The following is a 17,952-nucleotide window of genomic DNA, read 5'->3' as shown; positions in this document are numbered from 1 at the left end:
CCTATCTTTGGACAAAAAGTGGTACATCAACAGTAGCCAGTATTTGCTCAAGCACTTGATTAACATTGACCCCTTGTAGGCGTGCTTCCATACTTAATAACACGCGGTGACCAATAATATGAGAAAATAATAGCTTGATGTCATCGGGAATTACATAATTTCGTTGATTTAGAAATGCTCTAGCTTTCACTGCTTTTGCAAAAGAAATGGAAGCTCTTGGACTTGCTCCAAGCATCAAATAAGGATGATTTCTTGTCGTACCAATAAGTTTGATCATATATTGGGCAACAATATCATCTAGATGCACCTGCTGCACTAATTCACGAATCGCTATAAGCTGTTCAATATCCATTAATGGCTCTAAATGATCAGCAGGATGAATGCGCTTTGTATGTTGAATCATTTTCTGTTCATCTTGTGGCAATGGATAACCAAGACGGAGCTTCAGCATAAATCGATCTAGCTGTGCTTCGGGTAATGTGTATGTACCTTCAAATTCAATTGGATTTTGCGTAGCGAGCAAAATAAATGGTTCGGGCAGTTTATGTCCTTCACCGTCAACGGTTACATAACCTTCTTCCATTGCTTCTAATAATGCAGATTGAGTTTTCGTTGTCGCTCTATTAATCTCATCCGCAAGCAGTACATTCGTATGAACTGGACCGCTGCGGAAAATAAATCGCTGCTCGGCAGGATGAAAAATAGAAAACCCTGTGATGTCTGAAGGTAGTAAGTCGGGGTTACATTGAATTCTGCGGAATTCGCCGCCTATCGTATTCGCAAGTGATTTTACAAGTTGCGTTTTTCCTGTACCAGGTACATCTTCCAGCAATATATGTCCTCCAGCAAGCACTGCAATAAGCAATCTTTCAATTTCCGCTTCTTTTCCTACGATAGCTGAACATAATTGATGAAACACTTTATGACATAATTGCATCGCAATTGACGAATTATCCATAATCTAACCTCCTAAAACTTTTTGTGAGTTTTTCGAGCAAAAAGTTACTTCGTAAGCATAAACTTAACTTTTTGTGAGTTTTTACGAGAAAAAAGTTACTTCGTAAGCTACAACTTTTCATGATATCTCTTGTTATTCATCAAGTGAATGAAAAGTAACTTCGTAAGCATTAGCATTAACAAACTTTTATTATCGACTTGGAGTGGTAGACTATGATGTTATTTTCATTATAAATGAAGCCAATAAAGAATCCTATTACTATTAAGCAAAAGAACATAAGATTGTAAAAGTTTACAAAAAATATATAGTATATTTGGATATTTTTCTTGTTTCTTCTATATAAATGTAGACGCTCGCCACTTTATAAAAGTTTCAAGCTTTCGGCATATTCGTAAAATCATTATAAGGCACACATTTGGGCCTTCGGTAATAAACTACATCATCAGACAGTTGCCTAGAAAGGTGCGTGAAATTTTGACACAGCTACATTATTTTTTATCAGGAAATACTTCTCAAGGTTATATTAGTCTCATTCCAGAAACGATGAAACAATTACAATACTTAATAGTAATCGATGGTCCGTTCAGCTCCGAAAATGGTGAGCTTATGGATCGGCTCCACGAACAATTATCGGGCAAGGAACAGCTTGAATTACAGCTGATTCATCACCCATCATCTCCTCAGCAATTACAAGCTATTTTATTACCACACTATCGACTTGGTATTATTAGTTCTGCTCCCCCGGCATTATTAGAAACAGCAGAATTCAAAGGGTCCGTCATCACTTTGAATATGTACGACTTTTATAATTTAGCAATGATTGATCAGCATCAAGCAGCCATCGATGCACTTGGGGAACAAATCTACAAAAACCATCTGCAAGCTTATCGCAGCTATGAGCAAGCATTAGTCATTCACGATGAATGGGAAAAAATATATATCGATGCAATGGATTATGAAATCGCTAATCAAGTCGCCGAGCAATTAGCAGATCAATTGTTTCCTACATTAGGAGATCAGCCTTCGTTAACTCCGATTCATCGTTTTCTCGGAGCAGCAACGCCCGCTGGCCCCATTGACTATGTACCTAATTTAACGGCAGGCTTAGAACGCTATTTCATTAAAGGCAGACCTGGTTCAGGCAAATCAACATTGCTTCGTAAACTTGTACAAAAAGGAATCGATCAGCATTATCAGCTTGAAGTGTATCAATGTGGGCTAGACCCTAATAGCTTAGATATGGTTATTTGCCGCCAATTAGGCTTTGCAATTTTCGATAGTACCGCACCACATGAATATTTTCCAACAGAACAAAACGATCATATTATTGATATGTATAAGCTTTGTATCTCTTCAGGTACGGATGAAAAGTTTGCAGCTGAGCTACAAGAAATTTCAACTCGTTATAAGCTTCAAATGGCCGAAGGTAATGCCGCTTTAACTTTAGCAAAGCAATTTCAAACCGAGCGAGCAGCATTAACTAAGCCTGCGCTTAACACGGATGAGCTACTGCAGCTAGAACAAATCATCCTGAAAAACATTGAAACTGTCATTACTGTCGTTGGCGAAGATCAGTAAGTAAAAAGGCTTCCTCCAACTCTCGCGTGCTTACGCGTAAGTTAGAGGAAGCCTTCTACTATGTTGTGACGATTATCCTTTGGGACGGACAAATAATGCCGCTAAGAAGGAAAATATAATCGCTGCCGAAATACCTGCGCTCGTTACTTTGAATATTCCTGATATAACACCAATCCAGCCTACATCATACAACTCTGTTAATGCACCATGAACAAGTGCATTACCAAAGCTCGTTATTGGAACCGTCGCTCCTGCTCCTGCGAACTCAACTAATGGTTCATACCACCCAAAACCATCTACAATTGCCCCTATGACAACTAGTGTTGCCATCGTATGAGCCGGTGTTAATTTCATAACATCAAACATCAATTGCCCTATGACGCATATCGCCCCACCAACTACAAATGCCCACAAATAAATCATCTACTCTACCCCCATTCCTTTCAACGCAACAGCATGAGCAATACAAGGGATCGTATCGCCTTGTTGGAAGGAAATCGGTGACATTAACGCCCCTGTTGCGACCATTAACACTCGTTTTAATTTACCTTCTGTAAGTTGCTGCATAATTTGACCGTACGTAACTACAGCAGAACACCCAGCACCAGAACCCCCTGCTTGGACATCCTGTTGCTCAATATCATAAATGCGAAGTCCACAATCATCAAAGCATGTTTGATTAATCGGTACACCATTTTTCAGCAATAACTCTTTGGCAATCGGATGTCCGACACTAGCCAGATCACCTGTAATAATAAGGTCATAATCTAGCGGAGAACGATTCAAATCGTTGAAATGAGCAATTATGGTGTCTACTGCAGCTGGAGCCATCGCCGCTCCCATATTAAATGGGTCTGTAATTCCAAGATCGATCACTTTGCCAATGGTCGCCGCTTCAATCATTGGTCCCTCACCTTGCAGACTAACAACGGCTGCCGCTGATCCAGTAATTGTATTTTGCGAAGTTGGCGGCTTCTGTGCACCATATTCCGTAGGATAGCGGAATTGTTTCTCAGCGGTAGCATTATGACTGCTTGTAGCTGCCATTCCATAGTTCACAGCACCACTGCTTACTAGCTGAGCCACGATCGCTAATGATTCCATCGACGTAGAGCATGCACCGAATACACCCAGATAAGGGATCGCTAACTCCCTTGCAACAAAGCTATTTGTAATAATTTGATTCAATAAATCTCCACCAACATAGATTTGTAGATCAGAAGCATGCAAGTTCGCTTTCGATAACGCTTTTTGCGTCGCTTGATTAAGCATTAATCGTTCTGCTTTTTCCCATGTTTTCTCATTCATATCCAATTCGGGATGGATAACATCGAAAGTATCAGCAAGCGGACCTAACCCTTCCAATGGTCCTACCACTGTTGCTGTACTAATAATCTTCGGTGCCTTCTCAAACCACCAAGACTGCTGTCCTCGCAACATATTAATGTCCCCCTATACCTAGTACGATGTAGGCAATTCCCACGAAAAATGCCGCTACTGTTCCGAATACAATGACCGAACCAGCAAGCTTGAACATATTACTGCCGACTCCTAGTACAAGACCTTCACTGCGATGCTCGATTGCCGCTGAAGCCATTGAATTCGCAAAGCCAGTAACGGGAACTGCTGAGCCTGCACCAGCGATTTGTGCAAATTTGTCATATACGCCGAGTGAAGTCAAAATAACAGATACGAGAATTAATGTAGCTACGGTAGGGTTGCTTGCTTCTTCTGAAGTCATTTTGAAGAAGTACATATATAGCTCTGTGACGCCTTGACCTACCAAACAGATTGCTCCACCGATGATGAACGCCATCAAACAATTTTTAAGTATTGTACGAGGTGGTTCTTGTGTTTTAGCGAAGCTTTGGTACTCTTTCGAGCTCATATTTGACTTTGAATAGTTTGTAACGCTGCGTTTTCGTTGCTTGCTCATATCATTCCTCCTAAAACTTTTCATATCACTTCTTGGAACAACTTCTTCGCATTGAAAAGTTGCTACGGAAGCATACGCTAAACTTTTCATATCACTTCTTGGAACAACTTCTTCGCATTGAAAAGTTGCTACGGAAGCATACGCTAAACTTTTCATACCACTTCTTTGAACAACTTCTTCGCATTGAAAAGTTGCTTCGGAAGCATACGCTAAACTTTTCATATCACTTCTTCGAACAACTTCTTCGCATTGAAAAGTTGCTACGGAAGCATACGCTAAACTTTTCATATCGCCTCTTGGCACAACTTCTTCGCATTGAAAAGTCGCTTCGGAAGCAATTATTTATGATTAGTTATATTGTTCACAAAATCTCAAGTTCTATGTAAATGAATTTGACTTATTTACCAGAGGCACTAAAGTTTCACTACAAGAAAAAAACTGCTCCCCTATACTAATGGATGACCCATTAATACATGACAGCAGTTTTTCAAGTTAGACGACATGCTCATTACGTTCGTAATACGACAAAGAGCCCATTGCTGGGCTCCTTTGTCTATGAAAGTTAGTTTTGAACACGCATTATAAGTAAAGTGTTCGTACTACTTAGACCACATCTCAACGCGCTCTTTAATTAGTTTAGAATATTCCTCGTTCATTTTGCTTACACCAACTTTATCAAGCTCAGCCATAAATTCATCATAAACTTTGTCGAAATCAGCTGGACTTGCAAGGATAGCTTTTGGAATATATTTCTTCATCAAATCTTGAGATTTTTGGAAGATGACATTTGCATCAGACGCTGTATCGAAGTTGATTGTCCAACCAGCACCATATTTACGCTCTGGAAATGCATCATCAGCAGGCCATAAATCTTTATATGTTGTTGCACCATAAGCCGCTAAAGTTTTCTGATCTGCTTCAGAGTAGCGTGCTACGATTTGTTCTGGGAAGTTCGTCGTATAGTAGTTGCCAGATGGATCTAGAACGCCATCACCATAACGTGCAGACAACCAGTAGTTAGCAATACCTGTTTCTTTTTTGAAGTTGTTAGCATCGTTAATTTTACGATCCTGTACATCTGCTGGAATTGAACGTTTGCCGTCAGCATCTACTGTATAGTGAACACCTTCGATACCCCAGTTAACAAGTACTTGACCTTCATCAGAAGCTAAGTAATCAAGGAATTTAATAATACGAACTGGATCTTTTGCATCAACAGTAATACCGACACCGTAACCCGCTAAGTAGCCAGTACCTTGGAATGCTGCACTTTGATACGTTTCATCTAAAGTTACAGGGAAACGTGCATACGTTGCACCGAATTTACCTTCAGCCTTCAACGCATTTTCAGCTTCAGCATAGTCCCAATCTTGATCGATAATACCTAGAACACGACCAGAAGCTATTTTAGATTTGTATTGATCATATTTTTGAATGAAAGATTCCGGATCAAGCAGACCAATATCGTTCATATGATTCAACCAGCGGAAATATTCTCTTTCTTCAGCACGTTGATAGTGCATTATAACTTCATAGTTTTCTTGGTTAACGTAGTACTCACCATCATCTGGTGCGCCTGTTGCATAAAATGCAGGGTTAGTTACAGAAATAAGAATTTGCCATTCTCCACCGTTCAAGGAAAGACCAAGACGAGGTTGACCATCTTCAGTTGTTGGATTTTGCTCGATATATGTTGTAATTGCGTTTTCATAATCTTTAACCGTTTTAATTTCTGGATAGCCAAGAGATTCTAATACTTGATGTTGTAGTTGGAAACCACCACCAGATTCAAAATATGTTTGACCTACCCCATCAAGCGGCAATGTGTAAATGGAATCATCCGATGCACTGTATACAAGACGATTAATATATTCTCCATATACTTTCATCAAGTTAGGAGCATGCTCTTCAAGTAATGGACGAAGGTCAAGAAGCGCACCAGCATCTACCAATTTATTCGTGTTACCTTTTGGCATAACTAGATCTGGATACTCATCACTAGCAACCATCAAAGCGAACATATCTGCATCAGAACCACCTACTGGAAAGTCTACTTCTAAAGTCATGCCTGTTTTTTCTTGAATAACTTTACCAATGTCACTTTGCATTTTGTCCCAGTCTGGGTTCACGTCACCAGATACAAGACGAATCGTCATGGGCTCAATAGCTTCTTCACCGGAACCCGTAGCGGCATTGTTCGTAGCGTTAGGAGTATTCGTGCTGTTACCATTACTACCACAAGCTGCTAAAAATAACATCGTCATCATTAGCAATAAGCTAAGACCTATTTTAACTTTCTTCATTAATAACTGCCTCCCTTTATCTATCTGTGTGTATTATATTACGAGATGCTTGAACATTTGTAAAAGCATCTCGACAATATCAAGCAAAAACTAGCTTTTTACTGCACCTAATGTCATCCCTTTGATGAAATAACGCTGTAAGAATGGATAGATGAACAAAATGGGTAAAGTTACGACGATTGTAATTGCCATTTTAATCGACTCTGGTGATACCGCGGCAATCGCTTGTTGTGCATTCGGATCACGATAATTCGTCGATGCCTGCGTTGATTGAAGCACTTTCATCAATTCGTATTGCAATGTTGTGAATTGCGGCTTCTGACTGTTATAAAGATAAGTATCAAACCATGCATTCCAGTGACCAACTGCAATGAATAACGCGATCGTTGCAAGTACTGGGGTACATAGTGGTAAAATGATTTTCCAGAAAATTGTTAAGTCATTAGCACCATCAATTTTTGCTGATTCTTGCAGCGCTAATGGCAGTCCATCAATGTAAGAACGAACGATAAATACGTTCCATACACTTAGTAATGCTGGTAATAAGTACACTTCAAATGTACCAATTAGACCAAGGTGACGCATTAGCATATACCCCGGAATTAGGCCACCAGAGAAGTACATCGTCATTGCGAACATCGGTGACAACCATTTTCTAGCTTGGAAATCAATACGACTTAGTGTGTAGGCAAGCATCGAAGCGGTAAGTACACCAATTCCAGTACCTGCTATCGTTCTAATTAGCGTATTGCGTAGACCAATACCTAGTGAATCATATGAAAAAATAGTTATATAGTTTTCCCATGTGAACTCGCGTGGGAAGATCGTAATGCCACCACGAACCGTATCTACTGAGTCATTCAATGAAATCGCTAGCACATTTAGGAACGGGTACAGTGTAATGATTCCTGCCAATAACATAATAACAACGTTGACTGTTTCAAATACTTTGTCACCGATACTTGTTTTCATTAGCTTGCTTGTTTTTGAACTCATCTCATATTCCCTCCTCTAGATGATAGATTCTTTCGTAACCCTTTTGTAAATAAAGTTTGCAAGGAATACGAGAATGATACTAACTACAGAGTTGAAAATACCAATCGCAGTACCGTAAGAATATCTACTCAAATTAATACCGTAATTCAAGGCGTATAAGTCGATGACTTCCGCATAATCATTGACGAGCGGATTGCCGAGTAAGAACTGCTTCTCGAAGCCAATACTAACAAGATGACCGATAGAAAGAATGAATAGTACCATAAATGTCGTTCTAATACCTGGTAATGTAATATGCCACATTTTTCTAAAGCGTCCTGCTCCATCAACTGTTGATGCTTCGTACAACTCCTGATCGATACCAGACATTGCCGCTAAAAATATAATAGAGTTCCAGCCTGTTTCTTTCCAAGCATCTGCAAAGGTTACAATAGACCAGAACCATTCTCCTTTGGCCATAAATTGAATCGGTTGATCTATAATGTGTAAACTCATTAGAACATCATTAATTGCTCCGCCATCCGTAGATAGCATTTTTGTAACGATACCTGATACGACTACCCATGATACAAAGTGAGGTAAGTAGGCAATCGTTTGAATCGTTCTTTTGAAAAATTGTTGGCGTAATTCATTAAGTAATAGTGCAAAGATAACAGGCACTGTAAAACTAACGATCAAGCCCATTGAACTCATGGCTAATGTATTACGTAATACTAAGTAGAAGCGCTCATCTGTGAACAGTTCAATAAAATGTTTAAGTCCGACCCAATCTTGATTCATAATTGAATTTCGAGGTCGATAATTTTGGAAGGCCATCAGCCATCCCCAAATTGGAACGTAACTGAATATAACGACCCATATAACAAATGGCATAGACATTAGATACAAATATTTTTGTTGAAGCATCATTTGCCAAAACTTTTTCCCTTTGCTTACACCAATAACGTTCACTGTATCTGTTGCTTGTTCTTTCATTCGGCTTCCTCCTACTACAATAATCCTTCTGACTGCTTCGTTTATAGTTTTATAATAGCCGATATAAAATAGTGATAACACCATACAAATTTGCTATAAAATCATATCAAAAAACGACTTTTACATTAATAATTAGTGTTTTTATATAAATCAAAGCGTTTTCAACACAAAAAAAATAGAGCTAACTATGTGTTAGCCCTAAAATAATTATTACTCACTTGATTTTTTACTTATAGTACTAGGTTTGTATGCCGATGGGGAGACACCCTTATACCTCTTGAACTTACTATGGAAATAATCTACATTGGCGTAGCCTACACGCTCAGCCACCTGATGTACTTTGTAGCCTTCCTGTAGCATCGTAATCGCTTGCTCAATTCTCACATTGTCCAAATAAGTATTAAAGCTATCCCCTGTATGGCTTTTGAACATTTTCCCCAAGTAGCCACTATTATAATTGAACAGCTCCGCCATCGTCTCTAAGCGCAAAGGATCGGCAAAATTCCGATCAATAAAATCGATCATTTGCTTCATAACATTTGTATTCGTGCTTTCTGTAATCGTTAAACGGTTCATTAACGAAGTGAGTTGGAGCTTCAATTGATCTAACATAAGATGATAATGATGAGTCAAATAAAGCTGAGTGACAAGCTTTAAATCATCCTCCAGCGCCAATTGCGGATGCATTGCCGAGATTCGATTCATGACCATCGTTAACAACTGTGCCCAGCTCGATTTCATTTGTTGCTCTGTTTCGCAATATTTTCTCAACGTAGCAGCTATTTGATCCAGCAGCTCATCTAACATTATCTTGTTGCCAACATCGATAACATAGAACAATTTTTGCGACATTTGATCAATAAATTCCGACAACGGAAGCTCTGAATGACCACTCTTATCGAAACGAACGATTTCTGAAAGCTCGAACAAGGCATTGGCATGCATAAAGAAGCGATTTTTCAATGTAGCTTTTAATTCAACAAGCTCCTCGTACAATGGCATTAATTCCGTGTAGGCTCCACTCATTATCGCAACATATTGCGTTTTTTGCTCGCAAGCTCGTTCAATAATATGATTCAAACGCTCTCTTTTCGACTGATTCATCGACACCTGATGTATTAAAATACCGATATAAGCATCTGTCGAAAACACAACGCCCCACTGCTGCCCTTCAACAAAGCTGACAAGCTGTTGCTTAACGACGTTACGAGCCGTTAATGAATGTTCCCGACTATACGTATCAAGCAAAATAATATTCGCTTCTGTAAATGGAGCCGTAAATAGACGTTGCCAATTTTCTGTACTTAATTCAACTTCCTGCAGCTCATGTTCCGCAAAACCCTTCAACCACTCTTCGCGCAGTAATGTTAAGGTTTGCGTACTAATAACGGCTTCATGCTGCGATTTTTTCAGTTCTTTACTAACTTTTTCAATATAAAGCGTTAGCTCATTCTCATCAATTGGCTTTAATACATAACCATCTACTTTATAACGAATCGCTTGCTGAGCATATTGGAATTCTCCATAACCACTCAATATTAAAATTCGTGATTTGGCTCCTAATTGCCGCAGCTCGCCAATCGTCCGAATGCCATCCATTAACGGCATCCGAATATCAATTAGAATAAGATCAGGTGTATGTTCCTTATATCGTTCAAGCGCTTCTACTCCATTGCTAGCAACGGCAACTACGCTAAAGTCATATTGTTCCCACTCAATTAATGTTTGTAACCCTTGTCTAATCATTGGTTCATCATCAACAATCATTACTTTATACATCTAACTCTCCTCCATATTGATTGCAAATGAAACGGAAGTCCCTTCATCTAGCTTAGAATCTATGTGTAATCCAGCTCCAACTCCGTATGTCATAACTAATCTTTGATGTACGTTTCTTAGCCCAATACGAGACCCGTTTTCTTCCTCTGGTTCACTTATTGCTCTCATAACCTGCTGTAATCTATCGATATTCATACCTTGTCCATTATCGGTAATAACCACTCTCAATAGCGGTGCATTATACTGAATTGAAATATTAATTTTCCCGTCTACAACAACTTGATCCAATCCATGTACAACAGCATTTTCTACTATCGGTTGAATTAATAAAGGCTGTATTTTTTGTTCTAATGCACTTTCAGCAACATCAAATGTAAACGCTAGACGCTCAGAGCCGAAGCGGAACTTTTGAATTTCAAGATAACAACGAATGACTTCAAGCTCATCAGCCATCGAGATTGAACCAGTTCCTACTTCTAAGTTTTTCCGAATCATTCTGCCCAGCATTCTAACAATACTTGCAAGTTCCTTTTCGCCCTTCATATGGGCGTTCATCCGAATTGACTCTAGCGCATTGAATAGAAAATGCGGATTGATTTGGCTTGCCATCATTTTCAGTTTAATTTCTCGTTGTCTCAGCTCTAGTTGAGATTTCTGATTCTCACTATCACGAACACGATCCATTAGCGTCCGTATATTACTAACCATATTATTAAACTGACGAGATAGCAAACCTATTTCATCATTTCCGGAAATGTCAGAGTTAACAGTTAGATCACCTGTACCTACTTTATTCATATGACGATTCAACGCCATAATTCGTTTGGATAGTAGTGAGGAGGTAGCATAGATCAAAATCATTGAAATAAGAATACTAATTAGCATAACGCTTAACCCTTGGTAGGAAATACGATTCGCCCCACTAACTATACTATCAATTTTGAAAATCGACATGATCTTCAAACTATTTTGACTATACTGCGGTAACAGCTCCTCCACAATAATGTTGGACGGTTGCCCGTCTACTTTCATCTCGTATTGCCCAACCCCCCAATTGATGCGTTCACTTGCAAAGTCTAATTCTGATATTTTCTGTCCTACGAGCCGATTATCCTTTGCTGCCACGATTGTATCTGAACTATCAATAATATACGTATCAAATGTTTCCTGACGTACAATATTGTTCAACAATTCAGGTGATATCGTCATAACAAGAACACCATTTGTGCGGTATAACGGAAATTCTACCTTTCTTATTAGCGAAAGATAGGACTGATGTTTCTTTGTTTCGTCAGTAATGAATCCCCAATAAATATGTCCACTATGAGTCGTATAGTTATACCACGAACTTTCGGTAATTTGATCAGTAAGTCGAATAAATTCCCAGTTATCTAGCAATGAATTATTGCTTGTATAAAATTTAATGTTCACTATTTCATTATAAAGCTTCAAATATTCACGGAAATCATTGTATCCTTGAACGGCTTTAAATACTTCATAAGTATTTTCATATTGCGTGTTAATGACGTTAGAAAGATTCGTATCACTCATCAGTATGCCAGAAATATCAATGGGTCGTTGAATCGTACTTTCCAATTGCAGCTTAATACGTTCAACATTTTTATGCGATTGCTCTGTTGCTTGCTCAAGTACATGCTGGCGAAATTGTGATGTAAGGTATACACCTACAATAATAATTGGTACAAAGGCAACAACAATAAATGAAATAAATAGCTTTTGTTTAATACGTACATTATCTAGCCGAGAAAGAAACTTTGATAGCATGATTTCTAATCCTCACTTGATGAAGTATATAATATGATCCTATACAAACACTATCGTATCATAACATAGGTTGAATAAAACGATAACCCATTGTGTAACGAAGGAGCTCCGTTACACAATGGGTTACTTTAGGGGTAGTTCAAAAAGCGGACTTTGATAACGATGATTAAGCTTCGTAGCATATTCGACATCGAAGCTGAAGCGAACTTGCACTTACATTAACTTGAAGCCACTTATTTTCACGGAGCCTAGCAACTCAATTTCCAAATCATCATTCATTGCTTGTAGCTCTAATACAACATCAGACCATTGTTGCTCGCCCGAAGGAGCTACAGTAACAGAACCAACGACTGCACCTTTAGATTTCACTTGAAGCTGACCTCCAGCTTCACCGCCCGCTACTCTTGCTTGAAGCTGAGCATGAGGTAAACTGCTATCTACATTTTCAAATACAATTGAACCTTGTTCGCCTACTGCTCTTACACAAGTTGTCCCTTCCTTGGATTCATCCAAGTATACACTTGTATATTGATCATAATTTTCAGCACGTGTCCACACCGTAAGATTACGAGCAGGAATCACTTCACCTGCCAGTTCATTTGATTGCTCAACACGAATATCGGCAGAGGTAGAACCAACTTGGAAATTGTAGCTTGCTTGTTCAAGTACAAAACGATCTCTAGTGACATCCCACATCTGCAATTGATCGATATGAATCGGTAATGTCAGTACTTTAGTCTCGCCAGCCTGTAATGTAACTCGCTCGAAAGCAACAAGCTTCTTAATAGGACGCTTCACACGCGAGCCTGTTACCGTCACATAGATTTGTACAACTTCGTCAGCGGTAATAGATGAAGTATTGCTAACTGCAACGGTAGCTTCCAATTGCCCCACTGCATCGAATGTCGTTGCTACATTGAAGTCACTATAAACAAAGCTGGCATAGCTTAGACCATGTCCAAATGGATATAACGGCTTATCTTCAAGATATAAGTACGTACGCTTGCTCTTCATAATATCGTAATCAAGCAAATCTGTAAGCTGCTCCTCACCCCTATACCATGTCATATTCAAGCGACCTGCTGGAGAATAATCACCGAACAATGCATCCGCTACAGCATTACCTAGCTCTTGTCCTGCATGAGAAAGATAGATGATTGCTGGAATTTTATCTGCTAAGTCTCCTAAGACGAATGGATATCCACCCACAATAACGACAACTGTATTCGGATTAACCGCAAGCACTTCTTCAATTAGCTTCACTTGATCTGCCGCAAGCTCTAAGCTAGGACGATCGATCTCTTCTTTACCGTTAATAAGCGGATTGTTACCGACAACGACTATCGCTTGCTCAGCGTTGGCAGCAAGTGTCTTCGCTTCCTCCATGCCATCCTTCACTACTGCAATAAGCAACTGGTCATCCGCTGTCGATACTGCTTCTTCATCAACAGTAATAACTTCACCGATGCTTTGTGGTAATTTAATCGCTTTATTATTCCAAGATTGAATGCTGTATAATTGATCCTGCTCTTCCTTCAAACGAATAACTTCCTTAACAAACCAACCGAATGCTTCATCTGCATTGGCTGCTAGATGCTTATCATCAGCTGTTGTTAATAGTTTATTCGTTGCTGTGCTAAGTAGCGTATAGCTACCACAATCCCAGTTCGTCATTTCAAATTGTTCAGCCGTTTCATTAACTGCCACAAGTTTCAATCTATTTTCATTGTCCGCATCAATGACAAAGCCTTGTTGCGTGGATGCTTTCGCCAAAGTAACGATGTCATTACTAGAAGCAAAGCTAACAGATTTCCCTGTAAGTTTACGTTCAACCGCCTCTAGCACAGTTACTTTGTATGGTAATGTTCCTGCATACCAGTCACGGAACACGATATTAGCAAGAGGCCCAACTACTGCAACCGATTGAAGCTTGTCCGCTTGTAATGGTAAGATGTTACGCTCATTTTTCAATAGTACAACGGATGCTTTGGCAGCACGTAAAGCTAGCTCAGCATGCTCAGGCGCCATTAATTTAGACTCCGGTACATTCGCATATGGATTAAGCTCAGCTGGATCAAATTCCCCTAACTTGAAACGAACTCTAAACGTATTGAAAAGTGCTGTATCAAGATCCTGCTCTGTCAGCAACCCTTCTGCCAAAGCTTCACGAATCGCATTGCAAGATTTTTCTTTGTCGTCGGTAATACTATCGATACCCGCTTTAATCGAATGAGCAACCGCTTCTTTATAGTTATCATAATAATGATGATCATTCACAATTCCTAGTAAATCACCCGCATCACTTACAATAAAACCATCCATATTCCATTCTTCTTTGACAACTTTTTTCACATCATCAAGCAGAATAGTAGGCGTACCATTGACGGAATTATACGACGTCATCATCGACTTCGCCCCGCCCTTAACAAATGCTGGCTTGAATGCCGCTTGATAATATTCCTTCATATTACGAGGGTCAATACTCGCTGAACAGCTACCACGATCAACTTCATTATTGTTACCAATAAAATGCTTCAATGTCGCAATAGATTTGTAATAAGTTGGATGATCGCCTTGCATACCTTGCACTAGACCAGAAGTTAGTTCTCCCGTAAGCACTGGATCTTCACCATATGCTTCTTCTGTACGTCCCCATCTCGGGTCACGCTCCATATCAACAGTCGGCGCCCATAGAGTTAGCCCATTAACTTCTGGATTACGTTGGTAAAATATACGCGCTTCATCGCCAATAACAGAGCCTATTTCTTTCATTAATGGTGCATCCCATGTACAGCCAAGTCCAATCGGCTGTGGGAAAGATGTAGCTTCGCCTAGCCAAGCTAGGCCATGCGCTGCTTCAGTACCATGTTTGTAAGCAGCAACTCCCAAACGCTCGATTGCTGGCTGGTATTGCACCATCGATTCGATTTTTTCCTCAAGTGTAAATCTTGATACAAGATCTTTCACTCGGTCATTAAGTGCTACTGTATGATTTTGAAACGGATATTGGTTAGTTATTGTCATTGGAGTCGCTCCCTTATCATCTATTAAACTAGTTTATTTGAACGATATATCGACTACCTGCTGTAGTAGATATAATTTGATCTGCTGCAAAGACTTGACCTGTCGTTTCATCAGTAATTGTAATGGGTTCGTTGTATGCTATTTGTAACGGTTGTCCATATAATGACTCTATCGTTGCAGTCATTAATAATCCATCGGTCCACTGTAAATCCACTTTAAATCCGCCCCGCGCCGTTAATCCATTAATTTCCCCAGCAGGCCACTCTCTCGGCAGTGTAGGAAGCAGCTCAATAATACCCGTATGACTTTGCACTAATGCCTCAACCATCCCCGCAATGCCACCAAAATTACCATCAATTTGAAACGGCGGATGGGCATCAAACAAATTTGGATACGTTGAACGAGCCAATAATGTACGGATGAATGAGTAACATTGCTCTGGCATACGAAGTCTCGCATATAAATTAATGAGCCAAGCACAGCTCCAGCCAGTATGACCGCCACCTTGTGAAATCCGACTTGCCAACGACTGCTTGGCCGCTTCGGTAAACTCAGCTGTATTAATCGTTGTACCTGGATATAAACCGTATAAATGCGACACATGTCGGTGACCAGGCTCTTGCTCCGCAAAATTAGTTGACCATTCCTGAATCTGCCCAGCCTCATTAATATGTAGCTTCGGCATTTTCGCTAAAGCTTGTTCTACTTTCGCACGGAAATGTTGATCGATGTCAAGAATCTGCGATGCTTCAATAATATGCTCGAACAATTCAGTGACTAACGTAACATCCATTGCCGAATTTTCGGCAACACTACTAATATCGTTATTACCATATATAAATTTGTTCTCTGGCGATGTTGATGGGCTGAACTTCAAATTCCCTTGCTCGTCCTCTATAAGCCAATCAAGACAGAACTCGGCTGCACCCTTCATTACAGGATAAGCGCGCTCGGCTAAGTATGTCCGATCGGGATGGAATAGATAACGCTCCCATAAATGCTGCGTTAACCATACACCGCCCATTGGCCAAAAAGCCCAGCTTGGATGACCTGCTGTTGGAGAAGACATCCTCCAAACATCTACATTATGATGGGCAACCCAGCCCGCTGCATTGTAGTGAACACGTGCCGTACGGGCACCAGTCACCGTTAATTCCTCGATCATCTGTAGCAGTGGTTCATGACATTCACTCAAGGAAGTTAACTCTGCTGGCCAATAATTCATCTGCGTATTAATATTCGTTGTATAATCACTATTCCACGGTGATTGGACGCGATGATTCCATATTCCTTGTAAATTAGCTGGCTGTGTACCAGGTCTTGAACTTGTAATTAATAAATATCTTCCATAGTGGAAATATAAGCTTTCTAGCGCCAAATCCTGCTCACCCTGCTTATATAGCTCTAAGCGCTCATCGGTAGGTAGATGATGCATCGGTTCGCTTTCTTTCAACTGAAATTGAACTCGCTCAAATAATCGTTTATGCTCAGCAATATGCGCTTGCTGAAGCTGTTCATAATTCATATCAGATATAGCCGCTAATTTGTCCATATTACTATGTGAAAGCTGTTCGTAGTTTTGATGAGGCTGCTTATCAAATCCATTAAAGCTCGTTGCAATTGAAATAACAAACACAATATTCGAACCATTTTCTACTGTAATTCCATTATCATCTACGGAAATTTCCCCATCTGAGAAAGCTTGTAGTTGCGCTTGGAATATAATCCCGCTTACCGCTTCATATTGCACCGCAAATGGATGATCTCCTAAGTAATTATCAGCAATATGTGTTGGACATTTACTATTGACGATATGGCGATCATGCTCAACTGTTCGCTGCGATGGGTGAGGCAGATCAAAACTCGCTTGCAATGATAGGGCTGCTCCGCCTTGAGCACGATAAGCTATAAAAAGTACATCATCAGTTGCACTTACCCAAGCTTCACGAGTATAAGTATCATTCCCATGAACCGCTACCGTTGTGGCAACGGCTGTTGATAGCTCTAAGCTGCGCTCATATTGCGCTACTTCATTAGGTGCATTCAACCATTCAATATTGAGGTCGCCAAAAGGCTGATAGGCTTGTCCATTTACTGCAAGCATCTTATTTTCGATCAACGTCTCGGCCTCAGCATACTTCCCTTGTGCTAGCAGCTCGCGCGTTGATTGCAAATGTCGAAGCGCCTCATAATTGTTCGTATCTCTTGGAAAGCCTGACCATAACGTATCTTCATTCAATTGGTATCGATCTTTGTTCACATTTCCAAATACCATTGCACCGATGCGACCATTTCCGATCGGAAGAGCTTCTTCCCATTCGGCTGCAGCCTGTCCATAATATAATTTAGTTGGTGATATATTTGTTGTCATAATGATCAATAACTCCTATAACTTTTCATGTACTTCTCGAACAGCTACTTAGTGATGAAAAGTAGCATCGGAAGCCAATACTAAAATATATTGTATTCATATTAGCGCAGTTTCTTCCTCACAAACACCCAACACTTTATTGCAGTTTTCATATAGAAATTAGCTTTATTACTGGATTATGTGGAAATTTAACATTTTACGTGACAACCAATTTATGCGACAATGAAGAGATGAATATTTGTTACAT

Annotated in this window: 12 protein-coding genes; 1 reads left to right on the top strand and 11 read right to left on the bottom strand. The window is 39.8% G+C overall.

Annotation, left to right across the window (positions count from 1 at the left end):
* Window position 1 precedes the first annotated feature (1 nt).
* A complete protein-coding gene (locus tag AC1TPB_RS05095; protein ID WP_482075515.1) occupies window positions 2-958 on the bottom strand; it encodes an AAA family ATPase in 957 nt (318 codons plus the stop codon).
* A 474-nt stretch (window positions 959-1,432) separates the two neighbouring features.
* Here AC1TPB_RS05095 and AC1TPB_RS05090 point away from each other — a divergent pair, with 474 nt between their 5' ends.
* The gene (locus AC1TPB_RS05090; protein WP_482075514.1) at window positions 1,433-2,536 is read left to right on the top strand and encodes a hypothetical protein; all 1,104 of its coding nucleotides are present in this window, start codon (window positions 1,433-1,435) and stop codon (window positions 2,534-2,536) included.
* A gap of 72 nt (window positions 2,537-2,608) precedes the next feature.
* Here the strand turns inward: AC1TPB_RS05090 and spoVAE are convergent, their stop codons facing one another.
* The 10 genes from spoVAE to AC1TPB_RS05040 form a co-directional block, all read right to left on the bottom strand.
* The gene (gene spoVAE / locus AC1TPB_RS05085) at window positions 2,609-2,959 is read right to left on the bottom strand and encodes a stage V sporulation protein AE (RefSeq protein ID WP_482061360.1); all 351 of its coding nucleotides are present in this window, start codon (window positions 2,957-2,959) and stop codon (window positions 2,609-2,611) included.
* Window positions 2,960-3,976: a stage V sporulation protein AD gene (spoVAD, locus tag AC1TPB_RS05080; protein ID WP_482061361.1), complete on the bottom strand. Its 1,017-nt coding sequence runs from the start codon at window positions 3,974-3,976 to the stop codon at window positions 2,960-2,962.
* A 1-nt stretch (window position 3,977) separates the two neighbouring features.
* Window positions 3,978-4,472, bottom strand: a complete 495-nt coding sequence (spoVAC, locus tag AC1TPB_RS05075) for a stage V sporulation protein AC (protein WP_482075513.1) — start codon at window positions 4,470-4,472, stop codon at window positions 3,978-3,980.
* A gap of 599 nt (window positions 4,473-5,071) precedes the next feature.
* The gene (locus tag AC1TPB_RS05070) at window positions 5,072-6,775 is read right to left on the bottom strand and encodes an ABC transporter substrate-binding protein (RefSeq protein WP_482075512.1); all 1,704 of its coding nucleotides are present in this window, start codon (window positions 6,773-6,775) and stop codon (window positions 5,072-5,074) included.
* 90 nt (window positions 6,776-6,865) lie between these two features.
* A complete protein-coding gene (locus tag AC1TPB_RS05065; RefSeq protein ID WP_482061364.1) occupies window positions 6,866-7,771 on the bottom strand; it encodes a carbohydrate ABC transporter permease in 906 nt (301 codons plus the stop codon).
* Window positions 7,772-7,786: 15 nt separating this feature from the next.
* Entirely contained in the window at window positions 7,787-8,680 is an 894-nt protein-coding gene (locus tag AC1TPB_RS05060; protein ID WP_482061811.1) for an ABC transporter permease, read from the bottom strand.
* A 276-nt stretch (window positions 8,681-8,956) separates the two neighbouring features.
* Window positions 8,957-10,525, bottom strand: a complete 1,569-nt coding sequence (locus AC1TPB_RS05055) for a response regulator transcription factor (RefSeq protein ID WP_482075511.1) — start codon at window positions 10,523-10,525, stop codon at window positions 8,957-8,959.
* Entirely contained in the window at window positions 10,526-12,310 is a 1,785-nt protein-coding gene (locus AC1TPB_RS05050) for a cache domain-containing sensor histidine kinase (protein WP_482075510.1), read from the bottom strand.
* Between the two features lie 213 nt (window positions 12,311-12,523).
* A complete protein-coding gene (locus AC1TPB_RS05045) occupies window positions 12,524-15,334 on the bottom strand; it encodes a glycoside hydrolase family 3 C-terminal domain-containing protein (RefSeq protein ID WP_482075509.1) in 2,811 nt (936 codons plus the stop codon).
* A gap of 28 nt (window positions 15,335-15,362) precedes the next feature.
* Window positions 15,363-17,705, bottom strand: coding sequence for a glycoside hydrolase family 95 protein (locus AC1TPB_RS05040; protein WP_482075508.1), 2,343 nt, complete (start codon window positions 17,703-17,705; stop codon window positions 15,363-15,365).
* Between the last annotated feature and the right edge of the window lie 247 nt (window positions 17,706-17,952).

It is taken from the genome of Paenibacillus sp. Y951, from assembly GCF_056786395.1.
The sequence above is the reverse complement of the archived record's forward strand: the minus strand, read 5'-3'. Positions and strand labels throughout refer to the sequence as shown.

Excerpts from the sequence above, each read along its gene's own strand:
- AC1TPB_RS05070 (WP_482075512.1), bottom strand. The coding sequence starts at position 6,775 with ATGAAGAAAGTTAAAATAGGTCTTAGCTTATTGCTAATGATGACGATG.
- AC1TPB_RS05065 (WP_482061364.1), bottom strand. The coding sequence starts at position 7,771 with ATGAGTTCAAAAACAAGCAAGCTAATGAAAACAAGTATCGGTGACAAA.
- spoVAC (WP_482075513.1), bottom strand. The coding sequence starts at position 4,472 with ATGAGCAAGCAACGAAAACGCAGCGTTACAAACTATTCAAAGTCAAAT.
- AC1TPB_RS05045 (WP_482075509.1), bottom strand. The coding sequence starts at position 15,334 with ATGACAATAACTAACCAATATCCGTTTCAAAATCATACAGTAGCACTT.
- spoVAD (WP_482061361.1), bottom strand. The coding sequence starts at position 3,976 with ATGTTGCGAGGACAGCAGTCTTGGTGGTTTGAGAAGGCACCGAAGATT.
- spoVAE (WP_482061360.1), bottom strand. The coding sequence starts at position 2,959 with ATGATTTATTTGTGGGCATTTGTAGTTGGTGGGGCGATATGCGTCATA.
- AC1TPB_RS05060 (WP_482061811.1), bottom strand. The coding sequence starts at position 8,680 with ATGATGCTTCAACAAAAATATTTGTATCTAATGTCTATGCCATTTGTT.
- AC1TPB_RS05055 (WP_482075511.1), bottom strand. The coding sequence starts at position 10,525 with ATGTATAAAGTAATGATTGTTGATGATGAACCAATGATTAGACAAGGG.
- AC1TPB_RS05050 (WP_482075510.1), bottom strand. The coding sequence starts at position 12,310 with ATGCTATCAAAGTTTCTTTCTCGGCTAGATAATGTACGTATTAAACAA.
- AC1TPB_RS05040 (WP_482075508.1), bottom strand. The coding sequence starts at position 17,705 with ATGACAACAAATATATCACCAACTAAATTATATTATGGACAGGCTGCA.
- AC1TPB_RS05095 (WP_482075515.1), bottom strand. The coding sequence starts at position 958 with ATGGATAATTCGTCAATTGCGATGCAATTATGTCATAAAGTGTTTCAT.